Source organism: Acidovorax sp. Leaf191 (assembly GCF_001424425.1).
GTDB lineage: Bacteria > Pseudomonadota > Gammaproteobacteria > Burkholderiales > Burkholderiaceae_C > Acidovorax.
Genome location: NZ_LMPT01000024.1, coordinates 1 through 11,871, shown reverse-complemented (window position 1 = coordinate 11,871; position 11,871 = coordinate 1). Strand labels below are relative to the sequence as shown.

Sequence of the window (11,871 nt, the reverse complement as noted above, 5' to 3'; positions counted from 1 at the left end):
TTGATCGACTGACCGAAGCTCCCCACTGCCATGCAACTCGCTGAAATATCGATACGCCGGCCGGTCTTTGCCACCGTTCTGTCGCTGCTGGTGCTGCTGATCGGCGCGGTGAGCTTCACGCGCCTGTCGGTGCGCGAATACCCCAAGATCGACGAGCCCGTAGTCACGGTCAGCGTGCGCTACGCGGGCGCCTCGGCCGAGGTGATCGAGTCGCAGGTCACCAAGCCGCTCGAAGACTCCATCGCCGGCATCGACGCGGTGGACGTGATCACCTCCATCAGCCGCCCCGAGCAAAGCCAGATCAGCGTGCGCTTTCGGCTGGAGAAGGACGCCGACAACGCCGCCGCCGAAGTGCGCGACCGCACGGCCCGCGTGCGCAACCGCCTGCCCGACGCGGTGGACGAACCCGTCATCGCCAAGGTCGAGGCCGACGCCTCGCCCGTGATGTGGCTCGCCTTCAGCAGCGACACGCGCAGCCCGCTGGAGATCAACGACCTGGTCAATCGCATCGTCAAGCCGCGCCTGCAGACGGTGACCGGCGTGGCCGATGTGCCCATCTACGGCGAGCGCAAGTACGCCATGCGCGTGTGGCTCGACCCCGAACGCATGGCGGGGTACCGCTTGACCACGCAGGATGTGGAAGACGCCATCCGCAAGAACAACCTGGAGCTGCCCGCGGGCCGCATCGAGTCGCAGCAGCGCGAGTTCAGCGTCACCTCGCAGACCGACCTGGCCACGCCTGGGCAGTTTGCCGAGGTGGTGATCCGCACGGTCAACGGGTTTCCGGTGCGCATCCGCGACGTGGCACGGGTGGAAGAGGGCGCCGCCAGCGACCGCAGCCGCGTGCGCCTGAACGGGCGCGAGGCCATCTCGGTCGGCGTGATCCGCCAGGCCACGGCCAACCCGCTGGAGCTGGCCCAGGGTGTGCGCGCGATGATGCCCGTCCTCAAGACCGACCTGCCGCCGGACATCGTGATCGATGTGGCCAACGACAACTCGCTCTTCATCGACCGGTCCATCAAGAGCGTGTACTCCACCATCATCGAAGCCGTGGTGCTGGTGGCGCTGGTGATCTTCGTCTTCCTGCGCACGCTGCGCGCGTCCATCATCCCCATCATCACCATCCCGGTGAGCCTGGTGGGCAGCTTCGCTCTGATGTCGCTGGCGGGCTTTTCGATCAACACGCTCACGCTGCTGGCGCTGGTGCTGGCCATCGGCCTGGTGGTGGACGACGCCATCGTGATGCTGGAGAACATCTACCGGCACATCGAGGAAGGGCTCGACCCGTTCTCGGCCGCCATCAAGGGGGCGCGCGAGATCGGCTTTGCCATCGTGGCCATGACGCTCACGCTGGTGGCGGTGTATGCGCCGCTGGCCTTCACGCCGGGCCGCACGGGCCGGCTGTTCGTGGAGTTTGCGCTGGCGCTGGCGGGGGCGGTGGTGGTGTCGGGCTTCGTCGCGCTCACGCTGTCGCCCATGATGTGTTCGCTGCTGCTCAAGCACAACCCCAAGCCCAACTGGTTCGACCGCTCCATGGAGCGCTGGCTCACCGCGCTGTCCGACGCCTACGGCCGACTGCTGCGCTGGATCGTGACGGCCCGCTGGGGCGGCGGCGCGGGCCAGGAGGGCGCGGGGCGCGGCAGCCGCATTCGCGGCGCGATCTTCCAGGCGCGCTGGATCGTGATCGCCATCATGGCCTTGAGCGGCGTGGCCCTGGTGCTGGTGTACCCCACCATGCGCCAGGAGCTGTCGCCGCTGGAGGACCGCGGCACGGTGCTGGTCAACGTCACTGCGCCGGACGGCGCCACGCTCGACTACACCAACCGCTACGCGCTGGAGCTGGAAAAGCTCGGGCAGCAATACCCCGAGTTCGACCGCATCTTCGCCAACATCGGCAATCCTACGGTGGCCCAGGGCAGCGTCATCTACCGCACGGTGGACTGGGAAAACCGCAAGCGCACCACGCTGGAGCTGGCCCGCGAGCTGCAGCCCAAGGTGGGCACGCTGCCGGGCGTGAGCTCGTTCCTCATCACCCCGCCGTCGCTGGGTCAGGGTTTTCGCGCACGGCCGCTCACGTATGTGATCCAGACGTCCGACAGTTATGAAAACCTCAACCAGGTGGCCACCGCCTTCATGGCCGAGATCGCGCAGAACCCCGGCATCGTCGGCCCGGACATCGACCTGCGCCTGAACAAGCCCGAGCTGCGCATCGAAGTGAACCGCGAGCGCGCGGCCGACCTGGGCGTGAGCGTGGACGTGGTGGCCAAGGCCATTGAGACCATGCTGGGCGGTCGCACCGTGACGCGCTACAAGCGCGATGCCGAGCAGTACGACGTGATCGTGCAGACGGAGGCACGCGGCCGCACCACGCCGGAGAACATCGACACCATCTACGTGCGCGGCCGCAACGATGCGATGATCCCGCTGTCCAGCCTGGTCAAGGTGCGTGAGAGCGTGAGCCCCCGCGAGCTGAACCACTTCGGCCAGCGCCGCTCGGCCACCATCACCGCCAACCTGTCGCCCGAGTATTCGCTGGGCGAGGCGCTGAAGTTCATGGACGACACCGCCGCCAAGGTGCTGCGCGCGGGCTACACGACCGACCTGAACGGCACCTCGCGCGAGTTCAAGAGCTCGCAGGGCGCGCTCGGCGTGGTGTTCTTGCTGGCGCTGGTGTTCATCTTCCTGGTGCTGGCGGCGCAGTTCGAGAGCTTCATCGACCCGCTGGTGATCATGGTGTCGGTGCCGCTGTCGATGATCGGCGCGTTGCTGGCACTCAAGTGGAGCGGCGGCTCGCTCAACGTGTATTCACAGATCGGCCTGATCACGCTGGTGGGCCTGATCACCAAGCACGGGATCCTGATCGTCGAGTTCACCAACCAGCTGCGCGAGCAGGGCATGGACATGGTCGATGCGCTGGTCAAGGCCTCGGCCCAGCGCCTGCGCCCCATCCTGATGACCACCGGTGCCATGGTGCTGGGCGCCATCCCCCTGGCGCTGGCCACCGGCGCGGGGGCCGAGACACGCATGCAGATCGGCTGGGTCATCGTGGGCGGCATGTCGCTGGGCACGCTGCTCACCATCTTTGTCGTGCCCACCATGTACACGCTGTTCGCACGCCGCGCGGTGCCGGGCGCCAACACGGCGGTGGCGACCGAAGAGCCCGCCCATGCAGTGCACATGCACGACTACGTCGGCAAGTAGCCGCCTTGCCGTATGGATCTGACCTATCAGAATGAAAAAACAAAAGGCCCGTCGTGGCCTTTTGTTTTTGGCCGCGGCCTGGTCGAATAGGCAGTGCGGCGTGAGAACTGTGGGGGGGGGCAGGGTCGGTGGAGCATGGGTGCGGACTGAGCATTCCATCATGCCGCACCGTTCGGGCTGAACTTTCCGTACCGTTCGGGCTGAACTTGTCGAAGCCCAGCGAAGCGCTTCGACAGGCTCAGCGTGAACGGTTTTTCCTTGATTTTTCAACCCCCAGGTCGGATCATGCTGCCGGCGATGCAACCGCCTGCAGGGCATCCGCAATGTCCTGCTGGCCCTGCGGACGCACCAGCCGCTCCACTTCCTTGCCGTCCTTGAGGAACACCAGCGTGGGCCAGAGCTTCACGCTGAAGCTGCGGCCCAGGCGCTGGCCGGGGCCGTCCTCGACCTTCACGTGGGCGACGTCAGCGCGGTCTTTCAAGGCAGCCTCGATCAGCGGCTGGGCGCGCTGGCAGTGGCCGCACCAGGGCGTGCCGAACTCCAGCACGGCAGCGCCCGTCAGGCTGTCGATGTCTTCGCGGGCAGGGGGCTGGGCAAGGTGTGTGGCGGTGTAGGGCATGGCGGTTCAACCAGTGAAGTGAAAAGTTGGGACACAGGTTATGGCGAGGGAGCGCGCTCTGCACCAGCGATGTCCCCATGGCTGTGTCAGATCATGCCTTCAAAGACCATCACATCCACCGTGTCGCCCACCGCCACGTTGCCCTGGCCGTGGTGCAGCACGATCAGGCCGTTGGCCTGCACCATGGAGCTGAGCACACCCGAGCCCTGGTTGCCCGTGGTGCACACCTGCAGCGTACCGTCGGCGGCGGTGGTGACGGTGCCGCGCTGGTATTCGGTGCGGCCGGGCTTCTTGCGCAGGGGCTCGGTGCACACGGCGCGCAGCAGGGGCGGCGCGGCGCGGGTGCTGCCCATCATGCGCAGCAAGGCGGGGCGCACGAACGCGAGGAAGGTGACCATCACCGCCACCGGGTTGCCCGGCAGGCCAAACAGCACGGCGCCTGCGCTGGCATTGCCGTTGCTATTATTTTTATAGCTTTTGGCGCTTGCTGGATGTGCGGTGGAGGCTGTTTTTTCTTGAAATGGGGTACCCTGCGGCGTATTGCTGATGCTGCCCACCGCCATGGGGCGGCCCGGGCGCATGGCGATGCGCCAGAAGGCCACGTCGCCCAGCTTCTTCATCATGGTGCGGGTGTGGTCGGCTTCGCCCACGCTCACGCCGCCGCTGGTGATGATGGCGTCCGCCTGCCCGGCGGCCTGGCGGAAGGCAGCTTCGAGCAGCGCGGGCTCGTCGCGCACCACGCCCAGGTCGATCACCTCCACGCCCAGGCGGGTGAGCAGGCCGAACACGGTGTAGCGGTTGCTGTCGTACACCGCGCCTTCGCGGGGCGGCTCGCCCAGGCTCAGGATCTCGTCGCCGGTCGAGAAGTACGCCACGCGCAGGCGCCGGAACACCGTCACCGTGGGCAGGCCCAGGCTGGCCACCAGGCCCAGCGCTGCGGGCGTGAGCAGCTCGCCACGCGCCAGCGCCACGCCGCCTTGCATCAGGTCTTCGCCCTTGAAGCGGCGGTTGTCGCCGGTGCGCAGCACGTCGGCCGCAATGCTGATGCGCTGGCCACTATCCGCTGTGCTGCCGGCTGTGTCGGAAGACGCGGTCGTGAACTCCTGCGGCACCACGGTGTCCAGGCCCGCGGGCATGATCGCGCCGGTCATGATCTTCACGCATTCACCGGCTGCCACGTTGCCCGTCCACGCCTTGCCCGCCAACGCCGTGCCCACCACACGCAGCGCCAGGGGCTGGCCCGCTACCAGCTGCGCGCCTGCGAAGGCGTAGCCGTCCATGGCGGAGTTGTCGTGCGGCGGCACGCTGATGGGCGATACCACATCGCGGGCCAGTACGCGGCCCAGTGCGTTGAAAAGCGGCAGCTCCTCGGTGTCCTGCACGGGCTCGACCAGGCGCTCCAGGAACGCGTTCACATCGGAGGCTTTGAGCGCCTGCGGGTCGTAGCCCTGAAGTTCAGCAGCGATCTGGGCAATGGTCTTCATGGGCAGCAAACAAACAATCAATCAATCAGTCGCGTATGCCGCGCGGCAATCGTCACAGGATGTCGCGTCACCGGGAGCGGCAGGCGGGAAAGGGGTCGGAGGTCAGCAAAAGCAGCATGTGCAGCTTGTCGTACGCCACGTTGTCGACGATCACGGCGCGCGGCAGCAGGCCCCAGGCATGAAAGCCCGCCTGCTCGTACAGCCGCACCACATGGGTGTTCGACGCGGTCACCGTGAGCACCAGCTGCGTGAGGCCGGGGACCTGGCGCGCAGCCAACACGCAGGCTGCAATCAGCTGCCGCCCGATGCCCTGGCGCTGCGCACCGGGCGCCACCATCATGCCCACCACGCTGGCGCAGTGGCGCTGCTGGGTCCGCTGCTCGCGCTCGCAGCCCACGCAGCCGAGCAACCGGCCGGTGGCATCGAACGCACCGAGAAAAAACGTGCCCGATGCCACCGGCCCGAAGCGCCCGGCGTATTCCTTGGCCGCGCGGCCGATGGACGACGCGTAGTCCGAGGTGAAGGCGTCGGGTGCCGTGCGCAGCGCTTCATCGCGCACCGCCTTGTAGGGCACGGCGTCGGCCGCTGTGAGTGCGCGGATGCGTACCGCCGCAGGCTGGGCGGCAGTAGTCGCCACCGGAATCGACGTCGCTGCGGTGCCTGCGCTGTGGGGAGTGGGCATGGGGCAAAAAAGCGGGGGATGGTTGGGGTGCAAACCAGAGAAGGGGAGGGCCGTTCGTGCAGGCGCGGCAACTCAGCGCCCCGCCGTGCCCTCCAGCGCATGCAACGCGGCCAGGGTGTTGGCGTTGAAGAACGCTTGCGCGTCATCCCCAGGCTGATCGAACGGCACCAAGGCACAGCGGTGCTGGCCGGTCCACGCGTCGATCTTGCGGCCACCGGCCTGCGTGAAGGCCACCAGGCTTTCCAGCAGCTCCACGCGCAGCAGGCAGAACACCGGCTGCGGGCGGACGGTGATGCGGCCCTGGCCGTCGTCCTCGGGCGCGCAGGCCATGGCGATCTCGGCGTCCTGCTCGCTGGCGGCAGCGGCCAGGCGGGTTGCCAGGTCCAGCGGAAACAGGGGCGTGTCGCACGGCACGGTCAGCAGCCACGGTGTTTCGCAGCGCTCCAGCCCCGTCAGAAAGCCCGCCAGCGGCCCCGCATAGTCGGCCAGCACATCGGGCCACACCGGCGCACCGAACGCCTCGTACGCGGCCAGGTTGCGGTTGGCATTGACCATGGTGGACCCGGTCTGCATCTGCAGCCGCATCAGCGTGTGCAGCGCCAGCGGCAGGCCGCGAAAGTTCTGCAGGCCCTTGTCGACCCCGCCCATGCGGGAGCCCCGGCCGCCGGCCAGCACGAGGCCGGTGATGTCTTGGGTATCAATCATTCGTGATCTTCAAAGAAACTCAGACGGGTGCTTCGCGTGATCTTGGAACGCGGCCGGGCCAGTGCACCCGTGCAACCGACTCCGCCAGGCCACCGGGTGCGCCCCCCTGCCGCACGCAGCGAGAGCGCGGGCAGACGCCGAAGGTGGCTCAGAGGGCGCTTCACTTCATCCACCGATGTAACTCATCTCCACCCGGCGAGCACCGCCGCCCGTGTCCGCAGGCAGGCTGCTGCGCAGCTCCGAATAGCGGTCGGTGCGCTGCTGCCAGATGGGGGCGATGGCCGATGCGATGGCCTCGTCGCTGGCACCACCGCGCAGCAAGGTGCGCAGGTCGTAGCCCTGGGTGGCGAAGAGGCACAAGTAGAGCTTGCCTTCGGTGGACAGGCGCGCGCGGTTGCAGTCGTGGCAAAACGCCTGGGTCACACTGCTGATCACGCCGACCTCGCCCAGGCGCGGGTCGTGCTCGCCAGCGGCGTTGGCGTAACCCCAGCGCTCGGCGGTTTCGCCCAGGGACGTGTGGTCGAGCGGCACCAGCGGCAGCTCGGCGCGCAGGCGCTCGATCAGTTCGGCCGATGGCAGCACCTCGTCCATGCGCCAGCCGTTGGTGGCGCCCACGTCCATGTATTCAATGAAGCGCAGCGTGGTGCCCGTGCCCCGGAAGTGGCGCGCCATGGGCAGCACCTCGTGGTCGTTGGTGCCACGCTTGACGACCATGTTCACCTTGATTTGCGAGAGGCCCGCCGCGTGCGCCGCCTCGATGCCGGCCAGCACGTCCGCCACCGGAAAGTCCACATCGTTCATGCGGCGGAACACCGCATCGTCCAACCCATCGAGGCTCACGGTCACGCGGTTCAGGCCCGCGTCCTTCAGGGCCCGGGCCTTGCGCGCGAGCAGCGACCCGTTGGTGGTGAGCGTCAGGTCGGGCGGCAGGCCATCCACGGTGCGCAACTCGGCCAGTTGCGCCACCAGGGCTTCGAGGTTCTTGCGCAGCAGCGGCTCGCCGCCGGTCAGGCGGATCTTGCGCACGCCATGCGCCAGGAAGAGCCGCGCCAGCCGCGTGATCTCTTCAAAGCTGAGCAGGGCGCCGTGTGGCAGGTAGGGGTAGTCCTTGTCGAAAACTTCCTTGGGCATGCAGTAGTTGCAGCGGAAGTTGCAGCGGTCCGTCACGCTGATGCGCAGGTCCCGCAGCGGCCGGCCGAGCGTGTCGGTGAGCAGCCCGGTGGGCACAGAGGCGTGCAACGGCACCTTCGCCGCCAGAGCGGCGATGCGTTGGTCCACCAGGGGGATCACTCGTTCGGCCATGGGGTGATTTTGCCGCATGGGCTTCGCTTCGCGGGGCAAGCCCTTGGTGCCGGAGTTGATCGGGGTCAATTTTGGCGCAGGCACCGTCTTATGTACCAACGTGACCAGAACAAGATATCCAATTTTCCTGGCGCCACCGCGCTGTGTGCGGTCCAGTCACCGTGGTTCTGGCGTGCGGATGCGGTCTATCTAGAAGTTGCCAGCGTGGCTTCGGCTTCTTCTTTGCATGCTATTGCAAGTGGCTTGATGATTTTGGTTTGCCAAGCCAATTGATTTTCGTTGCGGTCTCAATACCAGGTATTTTTTGCCATTGAGTGTGTATGCTATTTTATATTTTATTTCTCAATCTCTAAAATGGCGTCGGAGATTGTTTTTTTGTTATTTTCCACAAAAGATAAGAAATAATTTTCTTGGGGGTGTGTTATGGTAATTTCGAAGCCATTAATTTTCTTTTTTATAACATCACCAATTTTCAAGCAGTCTTTACTGGTTAATGGGAAATGGAATTCCAAATTTTGCATTTTGAGTCCCAGTAGTGCATCTTCTAAACTAATTTTTTGGAAACTTTTTAGTTCCTTTAAATAAATTTGATTATCAATTTTTTTGAGATAACTTAATTCAATTGCTTCGCTATTGTTTGTTATCAGCGTAAATTTGGATTTTTGCATTGTAAATTTATCGGAGACTTCTTTCCAATGTGTGCAAGCTTCCGCACCCATTGAGATAGACTGCTCTGCTAAAATTAGTGCTATTGCTATTATTTTTATATTTTGATTTTTGGCTTTTGGTAAATTTGCGTGAGATTTGCATTTTTGCATTATTTATATATCTCTCGTTGGTTATCCACCATTTTGCTCTTGCGCGTATGTGGGAGTTGCTTCAGGGCATGTAGTTTGAGGGTAATTTAGCTGTGGTCCTGATGTTTGGGGCACCCCAGGGTAAGCGCCTGCTGGCGCTCCTGATGATCCCCATGCACCACCCAGGCCAGGAATGTTGCTTGGGGAGGAAATGCCGCACTTGCCTGCTATTGAAAAAGCAAAAGTATTGCTGTTTGGCCCCATTGTGGCTGAATAAATTGAGGGGTTTGAATAATCGCCGGCAGATTTGTTGACGCAATCATCTTTCCCAGATGTCCAATCTCCGCATTTGGTGTCATCTCCACCCGCCTGCTTGTCAAAATGATGATTTTTATAGATAAGAGCGCACCCACTATTCTTTGAATCTGGTGCGCCTGCTATGCCGCCACCAAACAATCCAGTTGTTTTTCTTTCTCCGGAGACATCATCAATCGTCTCAATGGAACAATGACTGGCGGGCACATTCGGTATTTTTCGACAACACATTCTAGATTTCAAGCCTAGTGGGTCTGTATAAATATTTATGTTGTTATTTGAATATGTAAATGAATTTAATCCGCCCCTTAAGCCAATAGGATCTTGCGTCACATACCGTCCCACCCTCGGATCGTAATACCGGAACCGGTTGTAATGCAGCCCGGTCTCCGCATCAAGCTGCTGCCCCTGAAAGCGGATGGGTTGATGGATGCGGTGGGGGTTGTACTCCTGCTCGACCTCGCCCCAGGTGCCGTATNTTGCGCGCGGCGCATGGGGACTAATACTGCCCCATCCCCGGGTCGTAGTACCTAAAGCGGTTGTAATGCAGCCCGGTCTCCGCATCAAGCTGCTGCCCCTGAAAGCGGATGGGTTGATGGATGCGGTGGGGGTTGTACTCCTGCTCGACCTCGCCCCAGGTGCCGTATCTTGCAGCCCAGCTCACCTGTCCTGCCGCCTGTCCGTTGGCGTTGACCAGCGCAATGGGTGTGCCCAGGTGGTCCGTCACGAAGTGCCGGATGGTCAGCGGGTGGGCATCCTCGGTGTGGGCTTGGGTGTCCTTGAGGAGCTGCAGGGATGCCTGCACTTGGCTTCGCATGTCCTGCGGCAGCAAGGCGGACAGCTGGTAGCCAGGCTGCAGCACTTCCTTCAGTGCCTGGTGCAGCATCTCTCTGTCGCGGCGCTGCAGTTCTGGTTCTTGCGCTGGCGAGTCGCCGCTACCCGCCAGGGCCAGCAAGGTTTTNCGGACAGCTGGTAGCCAGGCTGCAGCACTTCCTTCAGTGCCTGGTGCAGCATCTCTCTGTCGCGGCGCTGCAGTTCTGGTTCTTGCGCTGGCGAGTCGCCGCTGCCGGCCAGGGCCAGCAGTGTTTTGACCGGGTTGGTCTGCCCATCTTTGTGGCGCTCGATCTGCAACAAGGGCACAAAGCTGCCCGGCTCGTACACCGTGTGCTGGATCTGGCCGTGGGATTGGGTGTGCACCAGCCTGTCCCCATCCCAGCCGTAGTGGGTAGCTTGGCTTTCCTGCCCAATCGGGCGGTGTTCTTTGCTCACTCGCCGTCCGAACGCGTCGTAGCGATAAGTGGTTTTGCTTTGCACCTGTCCTTGCGGGTCGATCTGCGTGACTTGCCTCAACTGGTGCAGGCCGTCGTAGTGCAGGGCGGTGGTGCTGCCATCGCTGTGGCGCGCCTCCGTGCGGTTGCCCCAGTCGTCGTACCGGTAGTGGGTGGCGCCTTCATCGCCTGTGCCCTGGCTCCAGCCGATGCGGTTGTCCCGCCAGCGTTCTACCTGCTCTGTGGCCGGGCTGTCTGTGGTGGGTTGAGGCTGCAGCAGGTTGAAGCGTGGGTCGTGCAGGTGCTGCTGGACCTGGGCGGCCCAGTCAGGGTTGCCTGTGTTCTTGGTTATTGAGCGTTGACTGGTTGCCTGCTCGGGCAGGCGGTTGCCCGCCGGGTCCAGTCTCCAGCGCGCTTGCTGCTCGCCCTGGGCACTGGCGCTGCGCTGCCCGGTCAGSCGYTGGCGGGCGTCGTACTGGTACGCGTCTGCGTGGGTGGGCGTCTGGATGCCCACGAGCTGGCCCAGGCTGTCGTAGGTGTAGCGGCGTTGCCGCAGGCCACCGATGAGCGGCGCTGCGCTGGCGGGGAGAAAAAGTGGGATTGCTCATGGTGTGTANTCGTACTGGTACGCGTCTGCGTGGGTGGGCGTCTGGATGCCCACGAGCTGGCCCAGGCTGTCGTAGGTGTAGCGGCGTTGCCGCAGGCCACCGATGAGGGGCGCTGCGCTGGCGGGGTCGCTGCCGGGTCCGGGCAGGCCTTGCCAGCGCTGGTGCAGCAGGCGCCCCAGCGGATCGAGCTGGCGGCTCTGGGTGGGCGCTGTGCTGGCGCTCTCACCCGGCAGCAGGTGCAGGGTGCGGCCCACTTCGCGGTGCAGCTTGTCGCGCTCCAGCGCCACCAGGGGCGCCTGGTTGAGCAACACGCCGTGCACGTGGCCCGAGCCGTAGCTGAGCCAGTCGAGCTGGCCGATGCCCTGCAGTTCGCTCGATTCGCGTTGGCCCAGGGCCCCCAGGCGGTGGTGGATGCGGTGTTCGAATTCGATGGCCKGCTCACCGCCAGTGTTCTTGGTTTGTTTACCTGCTGCGGCAGGGCTGTAGTACAGCGTTTGCACCTCGCCAGTGGGGCGCCCCAGGGCATCGCGCTGCAAGTCCATACGGCTACTCTTRTGCAGCCGGTGGACTTGCAGGCTTTGCAGTAGGGGACTGCTCGCCAGAGTTTGGGCGTCGTGCTGTCGGGTCAGTGCGCCTTGAAGCTGCTGGGTGTTGATCTCCAGCCAGGCGGCGATCAGGGCGGCTGGCGCACTAACTGCCTCAGCACCTAATGCATTGCCGTGTTCTTGCTCTGCAGACCAGCCCATCTCCCAGCCCTGAGTGTCCAGGAGTTCGCCGCTGTCGCTGTAGCCGAGCTGGTGGATCTGCAGGTTGGTGCCCTTGTCGGGTGGGGCTGGCTGCGCTGTACCAACTTTACTGAGCTTGCCGGTCACGCGGTAGATCAGCCGCCC

At 64.0% G+C, this 11,871-nt stretch carries 9 protein-coding genes and 1 pseudogene; 2 read left to right on the top strand and 8 right to left on the bottom strand.

Going from position 1 to position 11,871, the window contains the following annotated elements:
- Positions 1-30 precede the first annotated feature (30 nt).
- Entirely contained in the window at positions 31-3,201 is a 3,171-nt protein-coding gene (locus tag ASG27_RS24990; protein ID WP_056413189.1) for an efflux RND transporter permease subunit, read from the top strand.
- 283 nt (positions 3,202-3,484) lie between these two features.
- On the opposite strand, the gene ASG27_RS24985 is transcribed toward ASG27_RS24990, so the two are convergent.
- The 5 genes from ASG27_RS24985 to moaA all read right to left on the bottom strand — a co-directional run bounded on the left by ASG27_RS24985 (position 3,485) and on the right by moaA (position 7,993).
- Positions 3,485-3,820: a thioredoxin family protein gene (locus tag ASG27_RS24985; RefSeq protein WP_056413187.1), complete on the bottom strand. Its 336-nt coding sequence runs from the start codon at positions 3,818-3,820 to the stop codon at positions 3,485-3,487.
- A gap of 86 nt (positions 3,821-3,906) precedes the next feature.
- Entirely contained in the window at positions 3,907-5,304 is a 1,398-nt protein-coding gene (gene moeA, locus ASG27_RS24980; protein WP_056413184.1) for a molybdopterin molybdotransferase MoeA, read from the bottom strand.
- Between the two features lie 67 nt (positions 5,305-5,371).
- Entirely contained in the window at positions 5,372-5,986 is a 615-nt protein-coding gene (locus ASG27_RS24975; protein ID WP_082485774.1) for a GNAT family N-acetyltransferase, read from the bottom strand.
- 72 nt (positions 5,987-6,058) lie between these two features.
- A complete protein-coding gene (mobA, locus tag ASG27_RS24970) occupies positions 6,059-6,691 on the bottom strand; it encodes a molybdenum cofactor guanylyltransferase MobA (protein ID WP_056413181.1) in 633 nt (210 codons plus the stop codon).
- Positions 6,692-6,856: 165 nt separating this feature from the next.
- Positions 6,857-7,993 (bottom strand): GTP 3',8-cyclase MoaA, encoded by a 1,137-nt coding sequence (gene moaA / locus ASG27_RS24965; RefSeq protein WP_056413486.1) that lies wholly within the window; start codon positions 7,991-7,993, stop codon positions 6,857-6,859.
- A gap of 90 nt (positions 7,994-8,083) precedes the next feature.
- Between moaA and ASG27_RS27090 the strand changes: the two genes are divergently transcribed.
- Positions 8,084-8,266, top strand: coding sequence for a hypothetical protein (locus ASG27_RS27090; RefSeq protein ID WP_156370452.1), 183 nt, complete (start codon positions 8,084-8,086; stop codon positions 8,264-8,266).
- 62 nt (positions 8,267-8,328) lie between these two features.
- On the opposite strand, the gene ASG27_RS27085 is transcribed toward ASG27_RS27090, so the two are convergent.
- From ASG27_RS27085 to ASG27_RS27745, 3 genes and pseudogenes are all read right to left on the bottom strand, one after another.
- On the bottom strand, positions 8,329-8,811 hold the full coding sequence (locus tag ASG27_RS27085; RefSeq protein ID WP_156370451.1) for a hypothetical protein: 483 nt from the start codon (positions 8,809-8,811) through the stop codon (positions 8,329-8,331).
- 21 nt (positions 8,812-8,832) lie between these two features.
- Positions 8,833-9,583, bottom strand: a pseudogene (locus ASG27_RS27945) (RHS repeat-associated core domain-containing protein); the annotation flags it as partial.
- 21 nt (positions 9,584-9,604) lie between these two features.
- Positions 9,605-9,922: an RHS repeat-associated core domain-containing protein gene (locus tag ASG27_RS27745; RefSeq protein ID WP_327019747.1), complete on the bottom strand. Its 318-nt coding sequence runs from the start codon at positions 9,920-9,922 to the stop codon at positions 9,605-9,607.
- Positions 9,923-11,871: the final 1,949 nt, after the last annotated feature.

What these genes read in the sequence shown, in the direction of transcription:
- ASG27_RS24990 (WP_056413189.1), top strand. Translation starts at nt 31, where the DNA reads ATGCAACTCGCTGAAATATCGATACGCCGGCCGGTCTTTGCCACCGTT.
- ASG27_RS24985 (WP_056413187.1), bottom strand. Translation starts at nt 3,820, where the DNA reads ATGCCCTACACCGCCACACACCTTGCCCAGCCCCCTGCCCGCGAAGAC.
- moeA (WP_056413184.1), bottom strand. Translation starts at nt 5,304, where the DNA reads ATGAAGACCATTGCCCAGATCGCTGCTGAACTTCAGGGCTACGACCCG.
- ASG27_RS24975 (WP_082485774.1), bottom strand. Translation starts at nt 5,986, where the DNA reads ATGCCCACTCCCCACAGCGCAGGCACCGCAGCGACGTCGATTCCGGTG.
- mobA (WP_056413181.1), bottom strand. Translation starts at nt 6,691, where the DNA reads ATGATTGATACCCAAGACATCACCGGCCTCGTGCTGGCCGGCGGCCGG.
- moaA (WP_056413486.1), bottom strand. Translation starts at nt 7,993, where the DNA reads ATGGCCGAACGAGTGATCCCCCTGGTGGACCAACGCATCGCCGCTCTG.
- ASG27_RS27090 (WP_156370452.1), top strand. Translation starts at nt 8,084, where the DNA reads ATGTACCAACGTGACCAGAACAAGATATCCAATTTTCCTGGCGCCACC.
- ASG27_RS27085 (WP_156370451.1), bottom strand. Translation starts at nt 8,811, where the DNA reads ATGCAAAAATGCAAATCTCACGCAAATTTACCAAAAGCCAAAAATCAA.
- ASG27_RS27745 (WP_327019747.1), bottom strand. Translation starts at nt 9,922, where the DNA reads ATGCGAAGCCAAGTGCAGGCATCCCTGCAGCTCCTCAAGGACACCCAA.